Annotated in this window: 22 protein-coding genes and 2 pseudogenes; 14 read left to right on the forward strand and 10 right to left on the reverse strand. The window is 73.2% G+C overall.

What is annotated here, in order from left to right:
- Window positions 1-2 precede the first annotated feature (2 nt).
- Together ACOTKD_RS11790 and ACOTKD_RS11795 are read left to right on the forward strand one after the other, a co-directional pair.
- A complete protein-coding gene (locus tag ACOTKD_RS11790) occupies window positions 3-1,592 on the forward strand; it encodes a serine hydrolase domain-containing protein (RefSeq protein ID WP_424888845.1) in 1,590 nt (529 codons plus the stop codon).
- 43 nt (window positions 1,593-1,635) lie between these two features.
- On the forward strand, window positions 1,636-2,481 hold the full coding sequence (locus tag ACOTKD_RS11795) for a methyltransferase domain-containing protein (RefSeq protein ID WP_424888846.1): 846 nt from the start codon (window positions 1,636-1,638) through the stop codon (window positions 2,479-2,481).
- Here ACOTKD_RS11795 and ACOTKD_RS11800 read toward each other — a convergent pair.
- From ACOTKD_RS11800 to ACOTKD_RS11810, 3 genes are all read right to left on the reverse strand, one after another.
- A complete protein-coding gene (locus ACOTKD_RS11800; RefSeq protein ID WP_424888847.1) occupies window positions 2,438-3,496 on the reverse strand; it encodes a 3-dehydroquinate synthase family protein in 1,059 nt (352 codons plus the stop codon). The two genes, ACOTKD_RS11795 and ACOTKD_RS11800, sit on opposite strands and share 44 nt — an antisense overlap.
- A gap of 212 nt (window positions 3,497-3,708) precedes the next feature.
- Window positions 3,709-4,221, reverse strand: coding sequence for a winged helix-turn-helix domain-containing protein (locus tag ACOTKD_RS11805; protein ID WP_424888848.1), 513 nt, complete (start codon window positions 4,219-4,221; stop codon window positions 3,709-3,711).
- Window positions 4,222-4,315: 94 nt separating this feature from the next.
- Window positions 4,316-5,860: an FAD-binding oxidoreductase gene (locus tag ACOTKD_RS11810; RefSeq protein WP_424888849.1), complete on the reverse strand. Its 1,545-nt coding sequence runs from the start codon at window positions 5,858-5,860 to the stop codon at window positions 4,316-4,318.
- A 282-nt stretch (window positions 5,861-6,142) separates the two neighbouring features.
- Here ACOTKD_RS11810 and ACOTKD_RS11815 point away from each other — a divergent pair.
- Together ACOTKD_RS11815 and ACOTKD_RS11820 are read left to right on the forward strand one after the other, a co-directional pair.
- A pseudogene (locus ACOTKD_RS11815) lies at window positions 6,143-6,616 on the forward strand (siderophore-interacting protein); the annotation flags it as partial.
- A gap of 46 nt (window positions 6,617-6,662) precedes the next feature.
- Window positions 6,663-6,785 carry a hypothetical protein gene (locus ACOTKD_RS11820; RefSeq protein ID WP_424889116.1) on the forward strand — a complete coding sequence of 41 codons (123 nt, stop codon included), beginning with the start codon at window positions 6,663-6,665 and terminating at the stop codon, window positions 6,783-6,785.
- Window positions 6,786-6,788: 3 nt separating this feature from the next.
- Here the strand turns inward: ACOTKD_RS11820 and ACOTKD_RS11825 are convergent, their stop codons facing one another.
- Window positions 6,789-7,931, reverse strand: a complete 1,143-nt coding sequence (locus tag ACOTKD_RS11825) for a DegT/DnrJ/EryC1/StrS family aminotransferase (RefSeq protein WP_424888850.1) — start codon at window positions 7,929-7,931, stop codon at window positions 6,789-6,791.
- A 295-nt stretch (window positions 7,932-8,226) separates the two neighbouring features.
- On the opposite strand from ACOTKD_RS11825, the gene ACOTKD_RS11830 reads away from it, so the two are divergent.
- Window positions 8,227-8,580, forward strand: a complete 354-nt coding sequence (locus ACOTKD_RS11830) for a hypothetical protein (RefSeq protein WP_424888851.1) — start codon at window positions 8,227-8,229, stop codon at window positions 8,578-8,580.
- A gap of 114 nt (window positions 8,581-8,694) precedes the next feature.
- On the opposite strand, the gene ACOTKD_RS11835 is transcribed toward ACOTKD_RS11830, so the two are convergent.
- Complete coding sequence (locus ACOTKD_RS11835; protein ID WP_424888852.1) at window positions 8,695-10,380, reverse strand: AAA family ATPase; 1,686 nt, start codon at window positions 10,378-10,380, stop codon at window positions 8,695-8,697.
- Window positions 10,381-10,643: 263 nt separating this feature from the next.
- Here ACOTKD_RS11835 and ACOTKD_RS11840 point away from each other — a divergent pair, with 263 nt between their 5' ends.
- The gene (locus tag ACOTKD_RS11840) at window positions 10,644-11,663 is read left to right on the forward strand and encodes a hypothetical protein (protein ID WP_424888853.1); all 1,020 of its coding nucleotides are present in this window, start codon (window positions 10,644-10,646) and stop codon (window positions 11,661-11,663) included.
- Window positions 11,664-12,011: 348 nt separating this feature from the next.
- Here ACOTKD_RS11840 and ACOTKD_RS11845 read toward each other — a convergent pair whose 3' ends face one another.
- Both ACOTKD_RS11845 and ACOTKD_RS11850 read right to left on the reverse strand, forming a co-directional pair.
- Complete coding sequence (locus ACOTKD_RS11845; protein ID WP_424888854.1) at window positions 12,012-12,659, reverse strand: response regulator transcription factor; 648 nt, start codon at window positions 12,657-12,659, stop codon at window positions 12,012-12,014.
- Complete coding sequence (locus ACOTKD_RS11850) at window positions 12,644-13,903, reverse strand: sensor histidine kinase (protein ID WP_424888855.1); 1,260 nt, start codon at window positions 13,901-13,903, stop codon at window positions 12,644-12,646. The genes ACOTKD_RS11845 and ACOTKD_RS11850 overlap by 16 nt, the downstream gene beginning before the upstream one ends.
- A 159-nt stretch (window positions 13,904-14,062) precedes the next feature.
- Between ACOTKD_RS11850 and ACOTKD_RS11855 the strand changes: the two genes are divergently transcribed.
- Window positions 14,063-14,512, forward strand: a complete 450-nt coding sequence (locus ACOTKD_RS11855) for a hypothetical protein (RefSeq protein WP_424888856.1) — start codon at window positions 14,063-14,065, stop codon at window positions 14,510-14,512.
- Between the two features lie 69 nt (window positions 14,513-14,581).
- On the opposite strand, the gene ACOTKD_RS11860 is transcribed toward ACOTKD_RS11855, so the two are convergent.
- From ACOTKD_RS11860 to ACOTKD_RS11870, 3 genes are all read right to left on the reverse strand, one after another.
- Complete coding sequence (locus ACOTKD_RS11860) at window positions 14,582-15,043, reverse strand: hypothetical protein (protein ID WP_424888857.1); 462 nt, start codon at window positions 15,041-15,043, stop codon at window positions 14,582-14,584.
- Window positions 15,044-15,064: 21 nt separating this feature from the next.
- Window positions 15,065-15,196, reverse strand: a complete 132-nt coding sequence (locus ACOTKD_RS11865; protein ID WP_424888858.1) for a hypothetical protein — start codon at window positions 15,194-15,196, stop codon at window positions 15,065-15,067.
- Between the two features lie 105 nt (window positions 15,197-15,301).
- Window positions 15,302-16,003 carry a LuxR C-terminal-related transcriptional regulator gene (locus ACOTKD_RS11870; RefSeq protein ID WP_424888859.1) on the reverse strand — a complete coding sequence of 234 codons (702 nt, stop codon included), beginning with the start codon at window positions 16,001-16,003 and terminating at the stop codon, window positions 15,302-15,304.
- 621 nt (window positions 16,004-16,624) lie between these two features.
- On the opposite strand from ACOTKD_RS11870, the gene ACOTKD_RS11875 reads away from it, so the two are divergent.
- From ACOTKD_RS11875 to ACOTKD_RS11905, 7 genes and pseudogenes are all read left to right on the forward strand, one after another.
- Window positions 16,625-18,001 carry a glycosyltransferase gene (locus ACOTKD_RS11875; RefSeq protein WP_424888860.1) on the forward strand — a complete coding sequence of 459 codons (1,377 nt, stop codon included), beginning with the start codon at window positions 16,625-16,627 and terminating at the stop codon, window positions 17,999-18,001.
- Window positions 18,002-18,044: 43 nt separating this feature from the next.
- Window positions 18,045-19,100, forward strand: a complete 1,056-nt coding sequence (locus ACOTKD_RS11880) for a DegT/DnrJ/EryC1/StrS family aminotransferase (protein WP_424888861.1) — start codon at window positions 18,045-18,047, stop codon at window positions 19,098-19,100.
- Between the two features lie 37 nt (window positions 19,101-19,137).
- A complete protein-coding gene (locus ACOTKD_RS11885; RefSeq protein ID WP_424888862.1) occupies window positions 19,138-20,316 on the forward strand; it encodes a cytochrome P450 in 1,179 nt (392 codons plus the stop codon).
- Window positions 20,317-20,393: 77 nt separating this feature from the next.
- Window positions 20,394-20,588 carry a ferredoxin gene (locus ACOTKD_RS11890; protein WP_424888863.1) on the forward strand — a complete coding sequence of 65 codons (195 nt, stop codon included), beginning with the start codon at window positions 20,394-20,396 and terminating at the stop codon, window positions 20,586-20,588.
- Between the two features lie 112 nt (window positions 20,589-20,700).
- Window positions 20,701-23,964 (forward strand): annotated as a pseudogene (locus ACOTKD_RS11895) (type I polyketide synthase); the annotation flags it as partial.
- 88 nt (window positions 23,965-24,052) lie between these two features.
- The gene (locus tag ACOTKD_RS11900; protein WP_424888864.1) at window positions 24,053-25,036 is read left to right on the forward strand and encodes an ATP-binding cassette domain-containing protein; all 984 of its coding nucleotides are present in this window, start codon (window positions 24,053-24,055) and stop codon (window positions 25,034-25,036) included.
- Window positions 25,037-25,064: 28 nt separating this feature from the next.
- Window positions 25,065-25,922, forward strand: coding sequence for an ABC transporter permease (locus ACOTKD_RS11905; RefSeq protein WP_424888865.1), 858 nt, complete (start codon window positions 25,065-25,067; stop codon window positions 25,920-25,922).
- Window positions 25,923-26,016: the final 94 nt, after the last annotated feature.

Genomic DNA, 26,016 nt, shown 5'->3' on the forward strand with positions numbered 1-26,016 from the left:
CGGTGCCCGACACCAAGCCCGCCGGCACGAAGCCCGCCGGCCCGTTCCTGTCCACGGCCTGGCTCGCCGCCGGCCGCTCCCTCGAACGCCCGCCCGCCGGTGTGCGCGACACCGTGGCACTCCGGCTGGAGGTCACCGATCCACCGCCCGGGGCACCGCCGGCGGTGGACGTGGAAGTGGACCTGGGCGCCGGGCGCCTCGGCGTCACGACCGCCGCGGGCGAGCCGCCGGGGCTGCGGATCACCCTGCCGCACGCGGCGGCCCGCGCGCTGCTGCTGGGCTCGCCGCAGGAGCGCGCCGGCGTCTTCGAGCGCGGCGACGTGCGCGCCGAGGGCAACTTCAGCCTGCTGTTCTTCATCGACGCGGCGCTGCGGCGGGACGGGTCGGGGCACGTGGCCGCGCTCCGGGCCGCGGCCGGTCTGCCGGCCCCGTCCCAACCGCCGCGGCCGTCCCCGGAGCCTCCCGGGGCCGGGGCGGCCGAGGCCGTCGAGCGCGCCCGGGAGTCCCTGCCCGGGACCCTGCGCGAAATAGAGCGCGAAGTGGGCACCTCGACGCCGGGGGCACAGCTGCACGTCTCCCTCGGCGGAGCGACCCTGGCGGACGCGGGGCTGGGCGAGGCCCGGCCGGGCGTCGCGATGACCCACCGTTCGCTGCCGCTGTGGTACTGCTGCGCCAAGCCCCTGCTGTCGGTGGCGCTCGGCCGGCTCTGGGAAGCCGGGGCGTACGACCCGTACCTGCCCGTCGCCCACTACCTGCCCGCGTTCGGCCGGGCGGGCAAGGAGTCCATCACCTCGATGGACCTGCTGACGCACACGGGCCCGCTGCCGACCGGCGACGACCCGCTGCACGGCGTGGTCGCCGGGCCCGACGGCGAACGCCTGCAGCGGGCGCTCGGCGTCGCGGTCCCGTCACCGTCCCGGCGCGCCCCGGGCGTCAACTACAGCCAGTGGTGGGCCTGGTTCGTGCTGGCCCGGATCCTTCCCGTGGTCGACGGCAGGGAGTACCGCCCGTACGTCGAGCAGGAGATCCTCGGGCCGTGCGGGATGACGGGCACGCGCGTGCACCTGACGCCGGAGGACTTCACGGCCTTCGGGGACCGGCTGCCGCTGATCCACGTGAGCAACCCCCGCTCGGCTCCCCAGCCCACCCACTGGTGGTCCACCGAGGCCGCGACCACGCGGTGCATCCCCGGCGTGAACACCCGGGGGCCGCTGAGCGACCTGGGCCGCTTCCTCACCATGCTGCTGCGCGGCGGGGACGCCCCCGGCGGGCGCGTCCTGTCGCCGCCGGCCGTCGCCGCGCTGACCGCCCGGCACCGCACCGGCCTGCGCGACCGGTACGGGAACGCCGACTGGGGCATGGGGTTCCGCCTCGAATGCCGCCACCTGGGCGAGGAGTTCACCAGCTTCGGCACCCACACCTCCCCGCGGTCCTACGGGCACGACGGGCTGTGGACCGCGGTGGCGTTCGCGGACCCCGACGCCGGGCTCACCGTGGCCGTCCATCTCAACGGGAAGGTGGAGCACGAACGGCACCGCGAGCGCATCCTGCGCATCGCCGACGCCGTGTACCGCGACCTCCGTCTGTGCTGACGTCCGGCCTGCCACCACGTCCGACTCTCAGAGAGGGTTTTCCATGCCGCACTCCGACCTGTCCGAACTGCCCATGCCGTCCCCCGTGTCCGCCGAGGTGGGCGCGCTCTACGACCGGTTCACCGCCCTGGGCTCCGCCTCCCTGGGCGAGAACCTGCACTTCGGGTACTGGGACTCCCCCGACAGCCGGGTGTCGCTGGAGGAGGCGACCGACCGGCTCACCGACATGATGGCCGACCGGCTGCGTATCGGCGCCGGGTCGCGCGTCCTCGACCTGGGCTGCGGCGTGGGCACGCCCGGGGTGCGCATCGCCCGCCGCACGGGCGCGGACGTCACCGGCATCTCCGTCAGCGCGGAGCAGATCGCCCGGGCCAACGCGCTGGCGGAGGCCTCCGGCGTCGCCGACCGGGCGCGGTTCCGGCGGGCGGACGCGATGGAACTGCCCTTCGAGGACGGCAGCTTCGACGCGGTCATCGCCCTGGAGTCGATCATCCACATGCCCGACCGCGCCCAGGTGCTCGCACATGTGGGCCGGGTGCTGCGGCCGGGCGGCCGGGTGGTGCTCACCGACTTCTTCGAGCGCGCCCCCATCCCCGCCGCCGGGCGGACCGCCGTGCGGCGCTACCTGCACGACTTCATGATGACGATGGTGACCGCCGAGTCCTACCCGCCGCTGCTGCGCGGGGCCGGGCTGTGGCTGGAGGAGTTCCTGGACATCAGCGACCAGACGCTGGAGAAGACGTTCGTCCTGCTCTCCGAGCGCATCAACGCGGCGAAGCAGCAGCTCGCGGAGGAGTTCGGCGAGGAGATGGTGGACCAGTTCGACCCGGGCGACCTGGTCGGCATCAGGGAGTTCGGCTACCTGCTCCTCGTGGCCCGGCGCCCGTGACACCCTGCCTCGGCATTCCGCCGAGGGTGCGCAGGACCACGTCCTCGGGGACGCCGGGGACGAGTTCGGCGCCCCTCGGCCCGTCGAGGACGAAGGCCAGGCCGTCGCCCGCGGCCTTCTTGTCGCGCCGCATCAGGGTGGTGAGCAGGGTCGCGTCGGCGTCCTCCGGGAGGGCGCCGGGCAGGCCGTAGTCGCGGACGACCCGGGCGTGCTCTTCGGCGCGGTCGGCTGTGATCCGGCCCAGGGCCAGGGCCAGCCGGCCCGCGAAGACCGTGCCGATGGCCACTCCGATGCCGTGGCGGACGGCGAATCCGGTGGCGGTCTCCAGGGCGTGGCCCAGGGTGTGGCCGTAGTTGAGGACGTGCCGGCGGCCGGTGTCGCGTTCGTCGGCCGAGACGATCGACGCCTTCAGCCGGAGGCTCGCGGTGACCTGCTCGTGGACGGCGAGCCCGCGCAGGTCGCCCGCGCCGATGAAGTGGCAGCGCGCTATCTCGCCGTAGCCGTTGGTCCACTCCTCGGGGGGCAGCGTCTCCAGGTAGGTGGTGTCGCACAGCACGGCGGCGGGCTGCCAGTAGGCGCCGACGAGGTTCTTGCCCTCGGGCAGGTTGACCGCGGTCTTGCCGCCGACGCTCGCGTCGACCTGGGCCAGGAGCGTGGTGGGCAGGTGGATCACGGGCACCCCGCGGTGGTGGAGCGCGGCCGCAAGCCCTGCCGTGTCGGTGGTCGTCCCGCCTCCGCAGGAGATGACCACGTCGTGGCGGGTGATGCCGAAGGCGGTGAACCGCCGGCACAGGTCCTCCACGGTGGCCAGGGTCTTGTGGCGTTCCCCGTCGCGCACCCGGACGACCGTCGACGGCACGCCGGGGCCGGGCACCGTCTCCGGCGGCCGCGCGGTGACGACCGCGGCACGCCGGGCGCCGAGCGCCGCCACGACGTCCGGCAGGAGCTTCCGCGCCCCGGGCCCGACGTGCACGGCATAGGAGCGCTCCCCCAGGTGCACGTCGACGCGGCTCACGGGTCCGGCGGAACTGACGGACCTCACGGGACTGCCCGGGCTCTCGGGGCTGTGGCGTCCGGCGGGGTTCTGCTGCGGCTGCGGCACGGCGGCCCTCCTCGCTCATGGGTGCGCCGGCGCTCGCGGGTGCGCGCCGGCGCGGTCGGTGCGGGACGGTGCGTACGTACGGGGCGGTGCGGACGGTACAGGGCAGTGCGGGACGTGCGGGCGGCTCACTGCTCCGCCCGGTGTGCGGCCTCCAGGACGTAGCCGCGGCCACGGACGGTGCGCACGCGCAGGTCCAGGGCCGACAGCCGGCGGCGGATGCGCATGATGTGCAGGTCGAGCGCGTTGCGGCTGAGCGGGGGGCGGCCGGGCTGCGGGGCGAGCAGGTCGTCGCGGGCGACGACTTCGGTGAAGGAGTCCGCCAGCCGGGCCACCAGATGCGCGCCGGTGGGCGAGAGCAGGGCGGACCGGCGGCGGAAGCACAGGACGCCGTTGGGCTCGACCACGGGCCGGGATTCCTCGGCCGCCCGCATCCGCAGCGCCTCGGCACGCGCCCGGAGGTCCCCGGGGCTGATGGGGGCGCGCACCCAGTCCTCCCGCGGGTCCGGGCTCGGGGGCGCCTCCGCGCCCGCTTCCAGCACCAGGATCCGCATGAGCCCGCGGTCACGGCAGCGCTCCCGGCGGTCGGACTCCGCCGGCCAGCGGATCAGCTCCACCTTCTCTCCCGGCAGTAACGGCACGCGCGCCCCCTCCACCTCAACTGTCCACCATTGAACCGGACTTCACTCAATCACACGGAAGTCCGCGGCGCACGGCTGCGGGGGCGCGCTCCGGTCAGCCGACGGCCTGGGCGAAGGAGAAGAAGCGGTGCGGGTCGTAGGCGCGCTTGACCGCGGTCAGCCGGCCGTAGTTCTCGGCGTAGTAGGCCGTGCGCCAGTCGGCCAGCTCGGGGTCGATGAAGTTCTGGTAGCTCTCGCCGTTGGAGTACGGGCCGAGGGCGTGCAGCCCGCGCGCGGCCCAGGCCCGGCCGGCGGTCTCGTCCTCGCGGCTGTAGTCCGGCTTGTTCAGGGCGAGCGAGAAGCCCAGGTAGAACTGGGTGTCGCGGTGCACGTAGGCGGTGGTGGAGCGGTCGGGGCGGTTGGCGGCGCCGCCCAGGGCGAAGAAGCTCAGGAAGCGGAACTGCCCCGCCCGGGGGCTCGCGGCGAAGGCTTCCAGGATCTGCTCGACGCCCCGCGCCGGGATCGCCGAAGAGAAGAGCCGGTTCCGGTCGAGGGAGAAGTTCTGCCGGGGCAGGGCCGCCTCGGGCGAGTAGCCCACCGTGTGGCACTGCTCCGGCGACAGCTCGGCACAGCCATACTGCGCCATCATCGCGTCGTGCGCGGACTGCCGCCGGGCCGATCGCGTGGCGGGCGCCCGGCCCACCGACGCCACCAGGGAGTCCAGTACGGGGTCGAGGGCGTCCGGCGCGCCGAGCCAGGCTCCGGTGACGACGACCACCGGGGCGCCGGTCCCGGCGTCCGGCCACTGCACGGCCAGGGCGGCGCCCAGGTCCCGGGAGCCGTCGATGATCCAGTGCTGCCACGCCTCGACGACCCGCTGCGCGGCCTCCCACGGCCAGGTGAGGTTGTAGCTGACGAGGGTGGGCACGTCCGTGGGCCGCAGCTCCAGGCTGGTGATCACGCCGAAGTTGCCGCCCCCGCCGCCGCGCGTCGCCCAGAACAGGTCCGGGTGCTCGGCGGCGGACGCGGTGACGGCCCGTCCGTCGGCCAGGACGATCCGGGTCGAGACCAGGCGGTCGCAGGCCATGCCGTACTTGCGGGTCTGCCAGCCCAGCCCGCCGCCCGGGACGAACCCGCCGGGACAGACGCCCGGGCAGTTGCCGCCCGCCACGGTGACGCCGCGCGGCGACAGCGCCGTCAGGGCGTCCACCTGCTGGGTGCCGGCCCCCATGACGACGGTGTTCCGGGGCGTCAGCCCCACCGCATTGAGCCGCGAGAGGTCGAGGACGATGCCCTCGCCCGTGGAGTACCCGCCGAAGCTGTGCCCGCCGCTGCGGGGCACGAGGGGCAGGGCGTGGTCCTGGGCGAACGCGAGGGTCGTCCGGACGTCCTCCTCGCTCCGGCAGTAGGCCACCGCCTGCGGCCGGATCCCGTCGAACTGGCCGCTGTAGAGCTTCCTGGCCCGTTCGTAGCCGCTGTCCGCGGGCAGGACGAGGTCGCCCGACAGCCGGCGTTCGAGCTCGCTCCAGTCGACGCCGCCGCCCGCGCGCCGCGCGGCCGGACCCGCCGGGCCCGCGGCCGCCGCACCGGTCGCCCCGGCGGCGGCCGCGGCGGCCGCCGCCACCGCTCCGGCCCGTAGCACAGTCCGCCTGTCGAGCATGCTGCCTCTCCATTCCATCGGCCGGTCCGCGCGCCCCGGGCGCGCGGGAAGCGATCACGGGAACCACGGCCCAGGATGCCCGGCCCGGTCACCCGCGCCTCCGCTCCTGTCAGCCGGGTGAAAGAAAGCGGCACTTGACGTTCCGCACAATGGGAGGGACACCGGAAGCGGAAGGCGGAGCAGATGCACCAGGCGGAGCGTAACGGCTATCCCGGCAGGCGGTTCCGGGACGAACGACTGCTGGAGGCGAAGGTCACCGCGGTCCGGGCCGCCGTGCCCGGCATGACGGACATCACGCTGCGCGGCCCCGCCTTCGCCCGGCTCGCCTGCAAGCCGGGCGCCCACCTCCCCGTGGAGGTTCCCGGCGGCGCGCAGGGGCCCGTGCTGCGGACGTACTCGGTGTGGCGGCACACGCCGGCCGACGCCTCGCTCACCCTGCGGATCGCGCTGCACCGCCCGGGCGGCCCGGGCTGCGCGTGGGCGGGCGCCGTGGCACCCGGCGAGCGCGTGCGGACCGGGGTCCCGCGCAACCGGATCGTGCTCGACCCCCGGGCCCGCCACCACGTCTTCGTCGGCGAGGAGACGGGGGCGGTACCGCTCCTCACCATGCTGGAGGCGCTCCCGCCCGCGGCCGTGGCCCACGGGGTGCTGGAGACCACCGGCCCGGAGGGCGAGTTCGCGGCGCCGGACGGCGCGGCCCTGCGCTGGGTGCACCGCGGGCGCGCCTCGGCGGCCGCCTCACCGGTGCTGGTGGCGGCCGTCCGCCGGCTGGAGCTGCCCCCGGGGCCGGGGGGTCGCCTACGTGGCGGGAGAGGCGGCGACCTGCCGGGCGGTGGTGCGCCACTTCGTGACCGAGCGGGGCTGGCCGCGGTACGCGGTCAAGACGCAGACGCACTGGACGCCGGGCAAGTGCGGCATCCTCTGAGTGTCACGCCGTGTGCGGCAGCAGCGCACGAACGGTCTCCCGCAGCAGGTGCGCGACGGTCCGCGCGTCGTCGTCGGTGAGCCCGGGGTGCAGGGGCAGGCACAGCGTCTCCGCCGCGGCGCGCTCGGACACGGGCAAGGACCGCACGGGCCCGTACGCCCGGACCGTGTGCAGCGGCCCGTAGCGGAAGCTCGTCTCGACCCCGGCGGCGTGCAGGCGGCGGGCCACCTCGTCCCTGATGCGGCGGTCCACCTGCACCCAGTACAGGTAGTGGGAGGAGACGTGCCCGCCGGGGAGCGGGGGCGGTCGGCGGATGCCCGCGGCCCCGGCCAGCGCGTCGTCGTAGCGGCGGACGAGCTCCGCCCTGCGGGCGACGAGAGCGGGCAGGCGGCGCAGTTGCACGGCGCCGATCGCGGCGGTCAGGTCGTTGCCGAGGAGCCGGCGGCCGATCTCCCGCTGCTCGAACTCCCAGGACCGCCACGGCGGCGGGGTGAAGCCGTCGTCGGGCCGGGCCAGGCCGTGGTAGGCGAGGCGGCGGGCCCGGAGGGCGAGGCGGGGGTCGCGCACGTGGAGCATGCCGCCGTCACCGGTCACCATGATCTTCATCTGGTCGAAGCTCCAGACGCCCATGTCGCCGAAGGTCCCGGCGGCCCGTCCGCGCACGCCGGACGCCACGGAGCAGGCCGCGTCCTCGACCAGGGCGACGCCCCGCCGCGCGCACAGCTCCGCCAGGCCGGCGATGTCGCCCGGACAGCCTCCGTAGTGCAGGACCAGGACCGCCTTCGTGCGCGGGGTGAGCACTCGCTCGACATCGCGGACCGCGGGGTTGAGGGAGTGCGGGTCGACCTCGCAGAAGACGGGGCGGGCACCGCGCGCCCGGGTGGCGTTGGGGCCGGACACGAAGCTCAGGGACGGGATCACCACCTCGTCCCCTTCGCCGAGGCCGAGCAGTTCGAGCGCGAGGAACGTGCCCGAGGTGGCCGAGTTGAGGAAGACGACGTGTTCCGGTGGGACGCCGAGGTGCCGGGCGAAGCGCCCCTCGAAGTCCCGCGACCGCGGCCCGTAGCCGACGGTCCCGCTGTCGAAGGCCTCCGCGACAGCCCGGAGTTCGGGGTCGCCCAGCGCGGGCCGCGAGAATGCGATCACGTAGCTCTCCTCTTGGGGGCGCGGGTCGTGACCTGCCGTGCCCGTACGCCACGAGTCACGTCCGTAGATCACGAGTCATGTCCGTACGTCACGAGAGCGCTTACCCACAAGAAGCGGATAATGCTCCTCCGCAACGCGAACGGCTCGTATACCCCCGTCGCACCGCCGGCAGCGCCGTTGGCGGACTCCGGGAGCCGGTTCCCGGCCAACTCCGCCCGGGCCCTACCGGGCGCCCGTCTCCGTGAGTAGCGTCGCCCCTCGGCATCGATCGGCTTCAACGTCCACAGGGGGTCACATGAGATTCCGCTATCGTGTCGCGGCTGTCAGCGCATCCCTCGCCCTTGCGGGCGCGGGCGCGGTGAGCCTCGCCGCGCCGGCTTCCGCATCGCCGTCCGGACACGCTTCCGCCTCCGAACGCGCCGCCGCACCCGCCCTCTCCTGCGACGCGTGGCAGTACCAGAGGGGCACCAAGGGGCACGGCGCGTCGATCAAGTGCTACGGCAGCTCGTTCATCGGGTACGCCGTCTGCCACCAGCCCGACGGCTACCTGTACCTCCGCTTCGGCAACCGGGCCCGCTCCGGTGGCACTTCGCTCGTGTGGTGCGACCGCAACGCGGAGGTCACCGATGCGGGGGCGATTCCCGGCTGACCGCCGGGACCGGAGCCCCGGAAGGTGAGGGGGCCGGCCGCAGTGGTCTCGCCACCGCTGCCGGCCGGCCCGCAGCGCCCGGGCGCTGCGGTCGGGCTTCCGGGAACCTCCGGCTCACCTTCCGGCCACAGACGGCCCGCCCGCGTCCGTACTCGCCTTCGCGCTCTCCATCAGCTCGTCGAAGGCCGCGAGGACGTCCGGCGCGTGGAGGGTGACGAGGTCCTCGCGCGTCAACGGCTCGCCGTTGCGGGGCGTGGCCGCGAGGCGGAGATCGCGGTGGGCGGCGGCCTTCTGGCACAGGTTGCGGATGAAGCGGCCGTTGCCGAGGGCGTCGATCCTGTCCGCCGCACCGCTGAGGCTCTGTTCCAGGGCGCTCGCGCCCGCCGGGGACAGGACGTCGCCGTTGTCGTCCAGCAGCGCGCCGGCGATCCGACGCAGTTCCTCCGGCGCGTACGACGGGAAGTCGACGCGCGTGGTGAAGCGGGAGGCCAGGCCGGGGTTGGTGGCCAGAAGGCCCTCCATCTCACGGCGGTAGCCGGCCAGGACCACGACCAGGCGCTCGCGGTCGTCCTCGGCGCGCTTCAGGAGCACCTGCAGCGCCTCGTTGCCGAACGCGTCGCCGCCGTTGTAGCCGTCGTTGACCAGGGCGTACGCCTCGTCGATGAAGAGCACGCCGTCCAGGGCGGAGTCGATGACCGCCGACGTCTTCAGCGCGGTGGAGCCGAGGTGCTCGCCGACCAGGTCGACGCGCTGCGTCTCCACGACGTGACCGCGCTCCAGCAGGCCGAGCCCCGCGAAGACCTTGCCCACGATGCGGGCCACCGTGGTCTTGCCGGTGCCGGGCGGGCCGGCGAAGACGAAGTGCTGCGGCCGGGTGCGGGTGGGTATCCCCTGCTCCGCGCGGAGCTCGGCCATCTCCAGCTGGGCGATCAGGGTGTGGACCTGGCGCTTGACCGGCTCCAGGCCGATCATTCCGTCGAGCTCGGCCCGCGCCTGGGCGAGCAGGTCCGCGCGCTGCTCCGCCGCCACGGCGGCGGAGCCGGCCCCGGCCCGGACGGCCTGTGCCCGCTCCGCCACGTCGTAGAGCGCGGGGTTGTGCCGGTAGGCGTACTGGAAGTGCTTGAGGGCCTCCTCCCCGGCTCCCAGACCCTCGTGCGCCACGCCGCTCCAGTAGGCCACCTCGGCCTCGAAGTGGCTGTTGACATCGGCCTTCTCCGACAGCCAGGCCAGGGTGTTGAGGGCCTCGTGCCAGACCTTCTGCGCGATGAGCGCCTGCGCGGCGTAGAGCTGCGCCTCAGCCATCAGCAGGGGTTCCTCGACTTCGGTCGAGGACGACAGCACCCAGTTCCACTCCTCCGAGAGGTAGGCGTACCGCGTGGCGAGGAAGCGCATCCCGTCGCAGTCCAGCTCCGCGTCGGCCAGCGTCTGCCACGCCTCGCCGAGGGCGCCGGCGTCCAGGAGGGCACTGTGGACGGCCATCCACAGTTCCCGGCTCGTCTCCAGGGTGAAGTTGACGTACCGGCCGATCCGGAACTGGGAGTGCAGGGTTTTGCCGTGCTTCGCCCGCAGGGCCCCGAACTTCGCCGCGTGCTGCTCCATGGCGGCCAGGGCCTCGTCCTGACGCTGACCCGTGGCGTGCAGGCCGAGCCAGGCGTCGGCCGCGGTGGGGTCGTCCCGCACCGCGTCCGCGAAGCGCGCCGCCGCCCGGTCGGCGGCCCCCTGCTCGAGCAGGGCGACGGCTTCCTGCCAGGCCCGCTCCGCGCGTCTCGCCGCCAGCCAGGACGTCTTTCCACCCGACACGGTTCTGCCCTCCTGTTCCCGTTCCTGCTCCGGAGCAGGAACGGGAACAGGAACGGTTGATGTGATCATTTACAGAGGGCTGATGGTACTGCGCCCGCGACGCCGGGCGTGCCGTCTCCCCACTGAAGGCGGCGCACGGGTCGCGTTCCCGGCAGCGGCCCGTGCGTCCGCACGACCGTTCCCGCCCGTGCGGAGGCGGGAAGCTTAAGGGCCCTATGACCACGGAACCGCGGCACGCAGACACCCTCCCCCGGTCATCCCCAGTGACGGCCGCCGTCCTCCTCGTTCTCGGCACCGCATGCGCCCTCTGGCTGCTGGCCGCCGGCCCGGCCTCCGCGGCGACCGCCGTTCCGCCCGGCCGGGCGGGCCCCGTCAAGTGCGAGCTGAGCGCCTACGTCAGCGACCTCTACGACATCGATCCCACCAAGGGCAGGTTCTCCGCACGGTTGTGGCTGTGGACCATCTGCCCGGACAAGAGCGCCGATCCACTGCCCAAGATCTCCTACGCCAACGCCGACGACCCGAACGCCTCCGAGCCGAACATCATCGAGCAGGACGGGCACGTACTGGACCAGGTGCGGGTGCAGTCCAGCTTCCGGCAGGAGTGGGACGTACGGGACTTCCCCTTCGACCGCCACCACGTCGAGATCCTCCTGACCGCGCCGCAGGACACGAACCACTTCCGGTTCACCGTGAACAACGCCGACGCGCAGGTCAACCCGGAGATCCGTCCCCAGGGCTGGCACGTGACCGGCTTCCGCCTGGTCAGCGCGGTCAAGCACTACACCACCACGTACGGCGACCACAGCCTCAAGAACGGCAGCACCTACGACCGGGTGCGCATCCGGATCGACCTCGAACGCTCCGCTCCCACCGTCTTCTGGAAGCTGACCATCCCGCTCTACCTCGCCGTACTCATCGCCGTCTCCACGTTCCTCATCTCCTCCCACCGCGAGGAGCTGGAGACCACCGCGCGGCTGGACGGCGTCTACAACAGGCTCGGCGTCCTGGGCGGCGGCCTGTTCGTCGTCGTCCTCAACATGCAGCAGGCCAACGATGTGATCAACAGCCCCGGCGGGCTGACCCTCATCGACCGGCTCCACGTCATCACACTCGCGTTCCTCCTCCTCGCCGTGGCGGGTACGGTCCTCGCCTGGAGCTGGACCTCCCGGGGCGGCAGTCCCACCCGGGCGGAGCGCGTGGGCCACCGCGGGGCATGGTGCGGGCTCGCCGCCTACGCCGTGGTGTGCGGGGCGTTGGTACTCCTGGCAGCCCGGGGGTGACACTCCGTTGCTGACGGACGCCCGCCCCGAGTGGCAGCCGAGGGTTGTCCCGCACAGACTGCATGGTGGCGGGCGTGTGCCGGGCGCGGCGACGATGTCGTGGCGAGCGGCAAGGCTCCCCTCGACCGGTTCCTCCTCCCCACACCGGCCACGCCGCCGCCGAGGGTCCGGCCCCTTCCTCGACCGCGGGGTCATCATCCGTCTGCGCCCGGACGATGAGGACAGCGGGCCCAGGCGCAAGGCGGACGTGACCGTAAAGCTGCGGCGAGGGGCGCTCGCCGATGCGTGATGCGCCCTCGGAGGCCGGCTCGGTCCCGGCGAACAAGCCGGGCACCCGATCGGGTCGGGTCAGGTCTTGTTCAGGTAGGTGAGGACCGCGCGGACGCGCCGGTTGCTGTCGTCGTCATCGCTGAGGCCGAGCTTGCCGAACATGGTGGTGGTGTACTTGCTGATGGCGCTGTCGCTGAGGAAGAGGCGGCGGGCGATGGCCTGGTTGGACAGTCCTTCGGCCATGAGGCCCAGCACGGAGTACTCGCGTTCGGTGAGTTGCCCGAGCCCGCGGCTCGGGGAGCTGCTGGAGAGCAGTTTCGCGATGACGGCCGGGTCCATGGCGGTCCCGCCGGCCGCGACGCGCTCCAGGGCGCCGATGAACTGGTCGGCGTCGAACACGCTCTCCTTGAGGAGGTAGCCGACGCCGCCGGACCCGTCGGCGAGGAGCTCCCGGGCGTACAGCTGCTCCACGTGCTGGGAGAGGATGAGGACCGGCAGCCCGGGCACCTCCCGGCGGGCGGCGAGGGCCGCCTGCAGGCCCTCGTCCGACTGGTTCGGCGGCATGCGGACGTCGATGACGGCCACGTCCGGCCGCCACGTCCGCAGGGCGTCGAGCGTCTCGGGTCCGGTGGCGGCGGTCGCCACCACTTCGTGCCCGCACGCCTCGATCAGGCGGACCATCCCGTCGCGCAGGAGGTAGAGGTCTTCGGCTACAACGATTCGCATGGGACCATCATCCTCGCCCGGGTCGGGCCGCCCGGCGGGCTGGTGATCTCCAGGGTGCCGTCGAAGGCCGCGAGGCGGCGGTGCAGGCCCGCGAGCCCGCCGCCGGTGCGGATGCCGGCGCCGCCCCGGCCGTCGTCCTCGACCTCGGCGACGATGCCGGTCTCGTCCCGTGTGAGGGAGACGTACGCCCGGGTCGCCCGGGCGTGTTTGACCGCGTTGGTCAGCAGTTCGGCGATGCCGAAGTAGACGGCGGACTCGATCGGCGGGTCCAGGCGCAGCGGGGTGGCGGCGCTGACGGCCACGTCGAGGGGCATGTCGAGGGCGAGGGCGCGGACGGCGTCGACGAGTCCTCGTTCGTTGAGCACGGGCGGGCTGATGCCCCGGATCAGCTCGCGGAGTTCGGCGAGCGAGGCGGTGGCGCCGGCCTGCGCGTCCCGCATCAGTGCCCTGGCCCGGGCGGGGTCGGCCTCCATGAGTTTCTCGGCGGTCGCCAGGGAGAGCCCGAGCGCGACCAGGCGGGCCTGTGCGCCGTCGTGCAGGTCCCGTTCGATGCGGCGGATCTCGGCGGCCTGCGCGACCGTCGCGTCCGCGCGCTGGGCGGTCAGTTCGTCCACCCGGTCCGCCAGCGCCATCGTGGAGGAGGGGCGCAGGAAGCGGACGGCCACCGGTACGACGGGGCGCCAGGCGTACGGGGCGGAGGCGATCGCCACGACCAGGCCGAGTGCGCCGACGAGGTGCGCGGCGGTCTCCGGACGGACGGACCCGAGGACCGCGGCGGCCACTCCCGCGGGCGGGAGGGCGGCGACCACGCCCGCGGTGAACGGCACGATCCCCGTGAAGCGCAGGTCCCGCCAGTTGGCGGGGTCGCTCCACCAGAGCCGCATCCTCTGGTCCATGACGGCGTCCCGGCGGCTGCGCTCGTAGGAGAAGCCGTTCCACCAGTACCCGGTGGACAGCCGTGTCACCGGACCGCCCTGCCGGTACCCGCCGGGGATGACGGTGGCGGTCCACCGCGCGACGAGGAAGCGGATCGTCCGGCAGACCGGGCGGGGCAGGGCGAGCGTGCCCACGCACACGATCACGAACGGCGCCGTCCACGACCACGGGTTTCCCGGCCCCCACCGGATCCCCAGCGCCACGGCCGCGGCCCATACGGCCGGGAGCAGCAGGCTGACGGCCGCCACGGCACACGCCCGTACGAACCCCACGCCGGCGCGTTCCGGCCACGTACCCAGTCGTCTCATGAATGTCATGGGTCTTCCTTCGCTTCCCGTTCGATGCCTCCACTGTGCACCGTGCGGGGCCCGCTCCCGCCCTGGTCAGCCGAGGAGTGGGGCCAGCCCCACCCACCCGTGTGCCCAGGCCCGTACCGGGCCGGCCGGGCGCTTCGTAGCGTCAGTGGCATGAAGACCAACGAGACCAGCACGCACACCACGGCCGATGCGGCACTCCTCAACGGCCCCCGCACTCAGGGCGCCTTCACCACGGCGAAGAACAGCATCAAGGTCTACGGTGCGCTCGGCACGGCCGCCCTCGTGGCGGTCATCGTGGTGGCGGGCACCGGTCATGCGGTGAACACGTTCATGTGGGTCCGGGCCGTGCTGCTGCCGGTGGTCGCCGTGCTGATCCACCGGATGGCGGTCTCCGCCGCCCGGGGGTCGCGGCGGGCCTTCGAGCGGCTGAGCGGTCTCGCCGTCATCATGCCGGTCGCGATCATCGGCGTCGACCTGATCCCGGGGGTCTGCCCGCCGTGGTACGCCGTGATGCAGGTCGTCTGCATGCTGCCCGTCATCGGCGTCGCCTTCCTCACCCGCGGCTCGGCGCTGCGCGCCGCCTTCCCCAAGGGGCGCTGACGGCGGCGGGCGGCGCGTTGCGGGGATCCCTCTCAGCGGCGCCGCCACGCCTGACGCGATGACGCGGGGTCAGTCCCCGTCCGGCCCTGCGTGGTGCAGGGTGCTGCCGTCGGGCCTCCGCCCGAAGGAGGCCTCGAGGACGGCGGGCAGGTCCGCCTCGGGGACCGCGGCGCGCACCTCCGCCAGAACACGGGGGAAGTCGTCGTCACCGATGCAGCCCAGGTACTCCTGGCGCAACCGGTGGATGACCTCGACGAGCTCGGGCCGCAGCCGCATCCAGGCGCGGGACGTGCGGATCTCCTCGTCGACGTGGTCCATGAACCAGCGCATGACGTCGTGCGGGACGTGCAGGTGCCGCCCATGGCGGTCGAAGCACATCGTCGGCTCCCGCGCCGGGTCCTCGTCGGGGACGATCGCGGTCACCAGGGTCAGGTGCTCGGCGACGAGGTCCAGTTCCAGGTACCAGGCGTCGTCGGGTACGGAGTAGAGGGTGGTGATCGCGTAATCGCCGCCGGGGTGTGCGAGGGACATGGCTGCATGCTGTCATGCCGTTCACAGGCCGAAGAGGCGGGCCGCGGTGTCGTGGCAGGCGGCGCGCAGCCGGTCGTCGCCCGGTCTCAGCCGGGCCAGGGACTCCAGGGCGTGGTGGTGGGTGCAGGGGATGTCGGGGAAGTCGGTGGTCATGGGCCACATCCTGCCGCGAGCCTCCGCACTGCGGCAGGACGGGACCCATCACTCCCCGCGCCTGTCAGGGCGGGAGGTTCCCGCGCCCCGGCCCTCGCGGCCCGTTCACTTCACGAATTCGTCCACGACCTCGGGCGGCCAGGTGCCGATCTTGAGCACGCCCATGGAGTAGGCGCGGGAGACGAGCGCGGTGCGGTTGCGCACCTTCAGCTTCCGCAGCAGGCAGGTCACGTGGTATTCGACGCCGTGCGGGCTCAGGAAGAGGCGTGAGGACAGGGGGATGGTGGATATGCCGGCGGCGATGCCCTCGAGGATGCGGGCGTCCATCGCGGAGAGGACTTTCTTGCGTTTGGTGACCACCCGCGGCTCCTCGGCGTCCGCGGTCGTGGGCATCATGACGAGGACCGCGTTCGTGCCGGGAAGTCCGCCGCTCACCGCGATCGCGGTGAGGGGAACGGTGAAGGCGGACTCCTCACCGGGGCGCACGGCGATGACGGGGGTGACGAAGCGCTGGTGCTTGCCTTCCAGCAAGTGGGAGAACTGACGCATCAGCGGCTGCTGGACGCTCGGGTGCACCACGTCGCGGATGCTGCGGCCGCACAGCTCCTCCGACGAGCCGTTGAACTGCCGGAAGAACTCCTGGTTCGCCTGCCGGATGGTCAGGGCCGCGTCGAGCCCCGCCACGCACATGCCTTGCTGGTCGGGCTGCTGGTGCGCGTCCGCGCCGCCGGCCCGGCCCGTCGGGTCGCCTTCGCCGTCCGTCTTGGAGCGGGCCGGATCAATGAGCGTGGGGACTGAATTCAGCAAAGGAAGATCCCCTTCATGAAACTTCACGTGGAGGTGGGATGAATGGGAAGGCTAGTTACCCACCGACCGGGGGAGCAACGACCGCCATACGGCGGCACTTAAACCTGCGGCTCCATCGAAAAACGGTTCGGGTGCATGCCTGCGACTTCGGTAGTCCCGTACGGCCAAAATCGCGCCAATAGGCACATCTTTGCGCCACACCCGGAGCATCGCTTCACTCTCCGTACAAATTCAATCACTACCTGCCGGTATATCGGAGTTGCGCATTCCGGATCAGCGGACCTCGGACTGCGGCTGCGTGCCGATTGAAAAACGATCAACCATCGCGCCCAATTCGCTACGGAAATACGGGAACCGAGTGCACGCGACGAGCGAAGGACGCCTTTGGTTCCAGGTTCTCGAAAAGCACGTAAGGATTTCCGGAGTACCCGGGGGCAGGGGCCGGCCGGCGCCGGGGAGACGGCACCCGCGGTGCGCGCCGCCGAGGCCGCGGTACGGGCCGCGGGGACGGAGGACTCTACGGATTTCCCGACAACCGGCGTGAGATCAAGGGTGAGCACGGCCCGCCGACCCGCATGGGGGCGCGCTCGACACGCGCCCGCCACCGCCGAAAGGGAACCCATGGACTCCGCCCGACGGCCGATCCTCTTCGTCAGCCTCCCGGAGAGCGGCCTGCTCAACCCGCTGCTCGTCCTGGCGGGCGAGCTCTCCCGCCAAGGCGTGGAGGACCTCTGGTTCGCCACCGACGAGCCGCGGCGCGAGGACGTGCAGCGGATCGCGGAGGGCTCCCCCGTGGAGTTCGCCTCCCTGGGCGAGGTCATCTCCGAGCTGTCCGCGGTGACATGGGACGACGACGTCTACCGCGAGGTCACCCAGTCCTCGCGCTTCCGGGCGCATCGCGCGGTCATCAAGCAGTCTTACAAGCCCGGCCTGCAGGACGTGAAGTACCGCCGGCTCGAAGCCGTCGTCAACAAGGTGCGACCGGCGCTGATGGTCATCGACTGCATCAGCGGATTCGCGATCGAACTGGCCATAGCCCGGGGGATCCCCTTCGTGCTGAGCGTGCCGTTCCTGCCGAGCAACGTGCTGACGGCCCACACCCCCTTCGGAAAGGGGTACACGCCGAGGGGCTTCCCGGTCCCCCACACCGGGCTGCCGGCCAGGATGAGCCTCGCCCAGCGCGTCAGCAACGAGCTGTTCAAGATCCGGACCTTGGCGATGTTCTGCACCCCCGGGATGAGCAAGGTCGTCATGCAGGACAACCGGCGGCGCAAGCTGCTCGGCCTCCCGTCGATCAGTCCCATGGCGAGGATCGACGAGGCCGAGATGGTCCTGTGCAACTCGATCGCGGAGCTGGACTACCCCTTCGACATCCCCGGGAAGATGCGGTTGGTCGGCGCGATGGTCCCGCCGCTGCCGGAGGCCCCGGACGACAAGGACCTCTCGGGCTGGCTGGACGCCCAGTCGTCCGTCGTCTACATAGGGCTCGGGACCATCACCCGGCTGACCCGGGCGGAGGTCGGCTCCGTCGTGGAGGTCGCCCGCCGCCTCGAAGGCCGGCACCAGGTGCTGTGGAAGCTGTCCAAGGAGCAGCAGCACCTGCTGCCGCCGGAGGCGTCGCTGCCGGCCAACCTCCGCATCGAGAGCTGGGTCCCTTCCCAGCACGACGTCCTCGCCCACCCGAACGTGAAGGTGTTCTTCACGCACGGCGGCGGCAACGGCTTCAACGAGGGCGTGTACTTCGGCAAGCCGCTCGTGGTCCGGCCGCTGTGGGTGGACTGCTTCGACCAGGCCGTCCGCGGCCGGGACTTCGGCATCAGCCTGACCCTGGACCGTCCGCACGCCCTGTCGCCCGGGGATGTCGTCGACAAGCTCATGCGCGTGCTGGGCACCCCCTCCTTCGCCGAGAGGGCGGAGCGGCTCGGCAGGCTGCAGCGCGCGGCGGGCGGGCGGGAGACCGCCGCCTCGCTGATCCTCGGGCTCCCCGCCCTGGCCTGAGGCCACCCGCGTACCCGGACCCCCGATCAGGAAGAGACCGACGATGTCGTTCAAGTACCCCGTGTCCAGGCCGGCTCTGGACGGCCGAGAGCTCGAATACGTCACCGCGACCGTCAGCGACGGCTGGATATCGTCCCAGGGGCCGATGATCCAGCGCTTCGAGCGGGCCTTCGCGGACTACAACGCGATCGCGCACGGCGTCGCCTGTTCCTCCGGGACGGCCGCCCTCACACTGGCCCTGCGGGCGCTGGGCATCGGCCCGGGCGACGAGGTGATCGTCCCCGAGTTCACCATGGTCGCCTCCGCGTGGGCGGTCACCTACACCGGCGCGACGCCCGTCTTCGTCGACTGCGCGGACGACCTCAACATCGACGTCAGCCGCATCGAGGAGAAGATCACCCCGCGGACGAAGGCCGTCATGCCCGTCCACGTCTACGGCCGGCGCTGCGACATGGACACGATCATGGACATCGCGTTCCAGCACAACCTGCGCGTCGTCGAGGACTCCGCCGAGGCCCACGGCATCCGCCCGGTCGGCGACATCGCCTGCTTCTCGCTCTTCGCCAACAAGATCATCACCTCGGGCGAGGGCGGCATCTGCCTCACCGACGACCCCGGACTGGCCGGGCAGCTGGAACACCTGCGCGCCATGGCCTTCACCAGGGACCACAGCTTCCTGCACAAGAAGGTCGCCTACAACTTCAGGATGACGGCCATGCAGGCCGCCGTCGCCCTCGGCCAGGTCGAGCGGCTGGACGAGATCCTGGAGACGCGCCGGGCGATCGAGAAGCGCTACGACGAAGGTCTGGCCGGCATCCCCGGGCTCACCCTGATGCCGCCGCGGGACGTGCTGTGGATGTACGACGTCCGGGCCGAACGCCGCGAGGAGCTCCGGGCGTTCCTGGCCGACCGGTCCGTCGAGACCCGGCTCTTCTTCAAGCCGATGAGCCGGCAGCCCATGTACGTCCACCCCGACTGGCCGTCCCTCAAGGCGAACGTCTTCGCCGAGGACGGGCTGTACCTGCCCACGCACACCGGGCTGACCGCAGCCGACCAGGACTTCGTGATCGGCCAGGTCCGCGCGTTCTACGGCGCCTGACCGAAGCACCGGACTACCTGAAAGGAACCTCCGCACCATGACGCAAACCGAACCGCAGGTGGTCGACTTCCCGCTGCGCAAGCCCGGCGTGCCCTTCCCGCCCCCCGGCTACGCCGGCTACCGGGGGCAGCAGGGGCTGGTCCTCTCCCGCCTGCCCAACGGCGACCGGGTCTGGCTGGTCACCCGGCACGAGGACGTGCGCGCGGTGCTGACCGATCCGAGGATCAGCTCCAACCCCGAGCACCCGGGGTTCCCGAACGTCGGCGAGAGCCTGGGCGTGCCCAAGCAGGACCAGATCCCGGGCTGGTTCGTGGGGCTGGACTCCCCGGAGCACGACCGGTTCCGCAAGGCCCTCATCCCGGAGTTCACCGTCCGGCGCGTCCGCGCGATGCGCCCGGCGATCGAGCGCACGGTGGACGAACGCCTCGACGCGATGCTGGCCGCGGGCGACTCCGCCGACCTCGTCGCCGACTTCGCGCTGCCCATCCCGTCCCTGGTGATCTCCTCACTGCTCGGGGTGCCGCCGGCGGACCGCGACTTCTTCGAGTCCAGGACGCGCACCCTGGTCGCCATCCGCTCCTCGACCGACGAGCAGCGGAACGCCGCCGCCAAGGATTTGCTGCGCTACATCGGACGGCTGGTGGGCATCAAGCAGAAGTGGCCCGCCGACGACCTGGTCAGCAGGCTGCTGGCCACCGGCGTGATCGCCCCGCACGAGCTGTCGGGCGTGCTGATGCTCCTGCTCATCGCCGGGCACGAGACGACGGCCAACAACATCGCGCTGGGCGTGGTCACCCTCCTGACGAACCCCGAGTGGATCGGTGACGACCGGGCCGTGGAGGAGACGCTGCGCTTCCACTCGGTCGCCGACCTGGTGTCCCTGCGGGTGGCGGTCGAGGACGTGGAGATCTCCGGGCAGCTCGTCAGGGCGGGCGAGGGCATCGTGCCCCTGGTGGCCGCGGCCAACCACGACGAGAACAGCTTCGAGTGCCCCCACAGGTTCGACCCCTCCCGGTCCGCCCGCCACCACGTCGCCTTCGGCTACGGCGTGCACCAGTGCCTGGGGCAGAACCTGGTGCGGGTCGAGATGGAGATCGCCTACCGGAAGCTCTTCGAGCGCATTCCCGCCCTCGAACTCGCCGTGCCCGCCGAGGGACTGTCCTTCAAGCACGACGGCGTGGTGCACGGTCTGCACGCGCTGCCGGTCCGCTGGTAGCCGGCCGGCGACCGGCCCGCCCGCCGGGCGCGCCACCGGCCCCCGGCGGACCCGAATCCACCGCAGGAGACACCGACATGCGTATCACCGCCGACACCGCCCGCTGCGTGGGAGCGGGCCAGTGCGTACTGAACGCCCCGCACGCCTTCGACCAGGACGACGACGGGCTGGTCACCCTGCTCCTCGCCGAGCCCGGCGCCGGCGAGGAGGCCGGGGTCCGGCTGGCGGCCGGCCTCTGCCCGTCCCGGGCGATCACCGTGCACGAGGACTGACGCCCGCGCCCGGGTGACCGGCCGGCCGCGTCCCCCAACCGACGAAAGCACTTGAGATCCGGGAGTGAAGGTGCCCGTCCAGACAGATGACTACGCGAACGATCCGTCCCCCGAGCCCGTGGCCGTCATCGGCATGGCCTGCCGGCTGCCCGGCGGGGCCCACTCCCCCGAGGCCCTGTGGCAGCTGCTCTCCGACGGGGCCCACGCGATGTCCGGCTTCCCGGAGGACCGCGGCTGGGACCTCGGCCGGCTCTTCGACGACGACCCCGACCGCCCCGGCACCACGTACGCGCGCGAAGGCGGTTTCCTGCACGACGCGGGCCACTTCGACGCGGGCTTCTTCGGCTTCTCCGACCTGGAGGCGACGGCGACCGACCCCCAGCAGCGCCTGCTCCTGGAAGCCGCGTGGGAGGCCTTCGAACGGGCGGGCATCGACCCGGCGGCCCTGAAGGGCACCCGCACCGGCGTGTTCACCGGTGCGGCGCACGGCGGCTACGCCACCGGCTCGTCCGTGCACGACGCCCGGCTGGAGAGCATGCTGGCCATCGGGACCGCCGGGAGCGCGGTCTCCGGGCGCCTCGCCCACGCCTACGGGCTGGAGGGTCCCGCGCTCACGGTGGACACCGACTCCTCGTCCTCCCTCGTCGCCCTGCACCTGGCCTGCCGGTCCCTGCGCTCGGGCGAGTCCACGCTCGCGCTGGCCGGCGGCGTCGCCGTCATGGCCTCCCCCGCGCCCTTCGCCCGGCTCTCCCGGATGCGGGTGCTGTCCCCGGACTCCCGCTCCAGGGCCTACGCGGACGCCGCCGACGGCTCGGCCTGGTCCGAGGGGGCGGGGCTGCTCCTGCTGGAGCGGCTCGGCGACGCCCGGCGCAACGGGCACCGCGTCCTGGCGCTGGTGCGCGGCTCCGCCGTCAACCAGGACGGCGCCTCCGACGGGTTCGCCGCACCGAGCGGCGCCGCACAGCAGCGCGTCATCCACCAGGCCCTGGCGGATGCCCGGCTGGCGCCGCGGGACATCGACGCCGTGGAGGGCCACGGCACCGGCACCCCGCTCGGCGACACCGTCGAGGTGCAGGCCCTCCTGGCCGCGTACGGCAAGGAGCGCCCCGCGGAACGGCCGCTGTGGCTGGGGTCGGTGAAGTCGAACCTCGGGCACACGCAGGCGGCCGCGGGGGTCGTCGGCGTCATCAAGACGGTGCTCGCGATGCACCACGGCCTGCTGCCCAGGACCCTGCACGCCGACGAGCCGCCGTCCCGGGCCGAGCCGACCGGCGGCTCGCTGCGGGTGCTGACCGAGGCCAGGCCCTGGCCGCGGGAGGGCGGACGGACGCGCCGGGCCGGGGTGTCCTCCTTCGGGCTCACCGGCACCAACGCCCACGTGATCCTGGAGGAGGCACCGGCCGAGGACGCCACGGGCAGCGTCGCCGGCACTGCCGGAACGGCCCGCACCGAGGTCCCGGAGGCGGCCGGTGACGCGGCGGCGCCCTGGATCCTGTCCGCCCGCAGCCGCGCGGCCCTGCGCGCACAGGCGCGGCGGCTGACCGAGCGGGTGGCGGCCGACCTGGGGCTCTCCGCCCAGGACGTCGCCCACTCCCTGGCCACCACCCGCGCCCTGCACCGGCACCGGGCCGTCATCAGCGGCTCCGGCCGCGCGGAACTGCTGGCCGCGACGGAGGAGCTCGCGACCGGCAGGCGGCCCTCCCGGGTCACCGTCGAGGACTCCTCGCCGGGCGGGCTGGCCGTCGTCTTCCCCGGGCAGGGCGGCCAGCGGCCCGGAATGGGCCGCGAGGCGGCCGGGACGTTCCCCGTGTTCGCGGCCGCGCTGCGCGAGGTGTGCGCCGTCATGGACACCCTGCTGGAGCGGCCGCTCACCTCGGTGATGTGGGCGGACCCGGACTCCGAGGAGGCGGCCCTGCTCGACGACGCCGTCTACGCCCAGCCCGCGCTGTTCGCCCTCCAGGTCGCCCTGTACCGGCTCTTCGAGTCCTGGGGCGTGGTCCCGGACCGCCTGGCGGGGCACTCGGCCGGCGAGACCACCGCCATCCATCTGGCGGGCGGGCTCGGCCTTGAGGACGCCTGCACCCTGGTGGCCGCCCGGGGCAGGCTGATGGACACCCTTCCCGGCGGGACGATGGTGGCGGCCCGGATCTCCGAGAGCGAAGTGGAGCCGTGGCTCGCCGGGTCCGGGGATGCCGTGGCCGTCGCCTCCGTGAACGGGCCGTACTCGCTCGTCCTCTCGGGCGCCGACGCCCCGCTGGCCGCGCTCACCGACCGGCTCAACGCCGCCGGCCACAAGACCCGGCGGGTCGCGGTGAACGGCGCCGCCCACTCGCCGCTCATGGACCCCATCCTGGAGGAGTTCGGCGCCATCGCCCGGACGCTGTCCTACTCCACGCCCGTCCTTCCCGTCGTCTCCACCGTCACCGGCAGGCTCCTGACCGCCGAGGACGCCCACGATCCCGGCCACTGGGTGCGGCACCTGCGGGAGTGCGTGCGCTTCAAGGACGCGGTCGACCGGCTCCGGGACGAACGCGTCACCGGATTCCTGGAGCTGGGCCCCCATCCCGTGCTCACGCCGATGGTCGACGAGTGCCTGGACCCCGCCGGCACCGGCTACGGGGCCGCCATCGTGCCGAGCCTGCACGCCGGGGAGAGCGAGCGGCAGACCCTGCTCACGGCCGTCGCCCGGATGCACGCCCACGGCGTTCCCGTGGACTGGCACGCGGTCCTGCCCGGGGCGCGGCCCGTCCCCCTGCCGACCTACGCCTTCCAGCGGCGGAGGTTCTGGGCGGGTTCCGCGGACGCCGGGACCGTCGCGGGCGGGACGGCGGGCGCCGGGGACGGGTCCGTGGCCGACGACGAGCCGCCGGGCCTGGCCGACCGGCTGTCCGGCCTCGACGGCCCCGCACAGGACGCGCTCGTGCTGGCCCTGGTCCTCACCGAGGTCTCGGCCGCCCTGGGCATCCCGGAGCTGCGGAGCGACGAGGGCGACCGGGCGTTCCTGGACATGGGCGTCACCTCGGTGAGCGCGCTGGAGCTGCGCAACCGGCTCGTCGCGGCCACGGGCATGCGGCTCCCGGTCACGCTCGTGTACGACCACCCCACGCCGGAGGCCGTCGTCCGGCTCGTGCGCGGCAGGCTCGCGGTGCCGGCGGCCGTCCGTGACGCGGCCACCGTCGTGGCCGAGCTGGAGTCCCTGCTCACGGAGGGCGCGGCGGTCTCCGCGGACACGGCGGCGCGGCTGAGGGCGGTGGCGGCCCGGTGCCGGGCCGGGGCGCCTCCGGCCGGCGCGCCCGGCCCGTCCCCGGCCGGCGTGCTCGACCTGTCCGCGGCCAGCGACGAGGAACTGTTCAGCCTGCTGGACGGGGCGGGGTGACACGCCCGGGTGGGGGCAGCCCCGCAGGACGGCCGCCGGGGTCCCTTCCCGCGCGGCGCTCGGAACACTCATCTACGGGAGATCAGCCATGAGCGGGCTCACTTCGCCCACCGCCGCCCGGACGGCCGGGGACGTCATGATCGAGGCGGACGGCGTCGGCAGGGTCTTCGGTTCGCTGCGGGCCCTGGACTCGGTGAGCCTCTCGGTGCGCCGCGGCACCGTACTGGGCCTGCTCGGGCACAACGGCGCGGGCAAGACCACGCTCGTCAACGTGCTCACCGCCGCCCTGCCGCCCAGCTCGGGGCGCGCGGCGGTCGCCGGCTTCGACGTCGCGCGCGCACCGCGCGAAGTACGCAAACGCATCGGTCTCACCGGCCAGTTCGCGTCGGTCGACCCCCAGCTCTCCGGGCGGGACAACCTCGTCCTGCTGGCCCGGCTCCTCGGTGCGGACCGCAGGTCGGCCCGTGCGAGGGCCGACGAACTGCTGGAGCTGTTCGGCCTCCAGGGCTTCGCCGCCCGCCGGCCGGGCACGTACTCGGGCGGGCTGCGCCGGCGGCTGGACCTGGCCGCGTCCCTGGTGGGCCACCCGGACGTCATCTTCCTCGACGAGCCGACCACGGGCCTGGACCCGTCGAGCCGGCTCAACCTCTGGGAGATCGTGGAGGACCTGGTGGCGAAGGGCACCACGGTCCTGCTCACCACCCAGTACCTCGACGAGGCGGACCGGCTCGCGGATTCCATCACCGTCCTCTCGGCCGGCGCGGTGATCGCGAGCGGCACCGCCGCCGAACTCAAGGCCCAGGTGGGCACGTGCACGGTGACGGTGACCCCGGACCCCTCGGCCGGCCCGGCCGTGGCCTGCGCCGCCCTGCGGCAGGCGGGCCTGGAGCCGGTGCCGGACCGGGAGAACGGCACCGTCGCCGTCGCCGTCGCGGCGTCGAAGGACATCGCGCAGGTGATCAGGGCCCTCGACCGGGCCGGTGTCGGGGCCACGGCGCTGTCGTTCCGCGAACCGAGCCTCGACGACGTCTATCTCGCCCTGGCCGGGCGCTCCGCCGGAGCCGCCCCGTGAACCTCTTCGCACAGATCGTGGAGACTCCATGACCACACCGTCCATCGGCACACCGAACCCGGCGCCGCCGGTCCCGGACTCCGCTCCGGGGCCGGCGGCGGCCGTCTGGAACGGCAGCTCGACCGCCACGCAGGTCCGGGTGCTCACCGGCCGCTCGCTGCGGGCGCTGGTGAGCGATCCCGGGGTGCTCGCCTTCGGCCTGTTCCAACCGGTGATCATCCTGTTCGTGCTGACCCAGGTCTTCACCGGGATGGGCAAGTCGGCCCACTTCCCCGAGGGGGTCGGCTACCTCGACTTCGTCATGCCGGCGGTCCTGGTGGACAACGCGGTGCAGTCCGCGGTCCAGTCCGGGATCGGCGTGGTGGACGACCTCAAGAACGGCATGGTCGCCCGGCTGCGCTCCCTGCCCATCCACCCCGCTTCGCTGCTCGTCGCCCGGAGCCTGGCGAACCTGGTCCGCGCCGCGGTCCAGATCGCGATCGTCATCGTGCTGGCCGTCGTCGTCCTCGGCTACTCCCCCAAGGGCGGTGCGGGGCAGCTCCTCGCCTCGGCCGGGCTGGCGGTCTTCATCACCTGGACCCTGGGCTGGGCGTTCATCGCCGCGGCCACGTGGCTGCGGCGGGCGGAGCCCATGCAGAACCTCTCGGTCATCGCGCTCATCCCCCTGATGTTCGCGTCGAGCGCCTACATCCCGGTCAGCGACCTGCCCCAGTGGCTGCGCGTGGTCGCCGAGGTCAACCCGCTGACGTACGCGATCGACACGTCGCGCGCCCTCGCGCTCGACCTGCCGGGCGCCGGGGCCGCACTGCCCGCCGTGCTCATCAGCGCCGGCATCGCCGTCGTCGGCGGTGTCCTCGCGGTGGCGGGCCTCCGCCGCCCGCTCTGAGCCGGGGCCACTGCCCTTCCGCGTACGGCGAAGCGGGGCCCCCCCCGGGGGCCGGGGGGGGGGGGGGGGGGGGGGGGGGGGGGGGGCCGCGCGG

The organism is Streptomyces sp. XH2 (genome assembly GCF_049725035.1).
Lineage (GTDB): Bacteria > Actinomycetota > Actinomycetes > Streptomycetales > Streptomycetaceae > Streptomyces > Streptomyces roseoverticillatus.

What these genes read in the sequence shown, in the direction of transcription:
- ACOTKD_RS11850 (WP_424888855.1), bottom strand. Translation starts at nt 13,903, where the DNA reads ATGAGACGACTGGGTACGTGGCCGGAACGCGCCGGCGTGGGGTTCGTA.
- ACOTKD_RS11865 (WP_424888858.1), bottom strand. Translation starts at nt 15,196, where the DNA reads ATGACCACCGACTTCCCCGACATCCCCTGCACCCACCACCACGCCCTG.
- ACOTKD_RS11795 (WP_424888846.1), top strand. Translation starts at nt 1,636, where the DNA reads ATGCCGCACTCCGACCTGTCCGAACTGCCCATGCCGTCCCCCGTGTCC.
- ACOTKD_RS11830 (WP_424888851.1), top strand. Translation starts at nt 8,227, where the DNA reads ATGAGATTCCGCTATCGTGTCGCGGCTGTCAGCGCATCCCTCGCCCTT.
- ACOTKD_RS11860 (WP_424888857.1), bottom strand. Translation starts at nt 15,043, where the DNA reads ATGTCCCTCGCACACCCCGGCGGCGATTACGCGATCACCACCCTCTAC.
- ACOTKD_RS11885 (WP_424888862.1), top strand. Translation starts at nt 19,138, where the DNA reads ATGACGCAAACCGAACCGCAGGTGGTCGACTTCCCGCTGCGCAAGCCC.
- ACOTKD_RS11880 (WP_424888861.1), top strand. Translation starts at nt 18,045, where the DNA reads ATGTCGTTCAAGTACCCCGTGTCCAGGCCGGCTCTGGACGGCCGAGAG.
- ACOTKD_RS11890 (WP_424888863.1), top strand. Translation starts at nt 20,394, where the DNA reads ATGCGTATCACCGCCGACACCGCCCGCTGCGTGGGAGCGGGCCAGTGC.
- ACOTKD_RS11905 (WP_424888865.1), top strand. Translation starts at nt 25,065, where the DNA reads ATGACCACACCGTCCATCGGCACACCGAACCCGGCGCCGCCGGTCCCG.
- ACOTKD_RS11875 (WP_424888860.1), top strand. Translation starts at nt 16,625, where the DNA reads ATGGACTCCGCCCGACGGCCGATCCTCTTCGTCAGCCTCCCGGAGAGC.
- ACOTKD_RS11845 (WP_424888854.1), bottom strand. Translation starts at nt 12,659, where the DNA reads ATGCGAATCGTTGTAGCCGAAGACCTCTACCTCCTGCGCGACGGGATG.
- ACOTKD_RS11810 (WP_424888849.1), bottom strand. Translation starts at nt 5,860, where the DNA reads ATGCTCGACAGGCGGACTGTGCTACGGGCCGGAGCGGTGGCGGCGGCC.
- ACOTKD_RS11900 (WP_424888864.1), top strand. Translation starts at nt 24,053, where the DNA reads ATGAGCGGGCTCACTTCGCCCACCGCCGCCCGGACGGCCGGGGACGTC.
- ACOTKD_RS11855 (WP_424888856.1), top strand. Translation starts at nt 14,063, where the DNA reads ATGAAGACCAACGAGACCAGCACGCACACCACGGCCGATGCGGCACTC.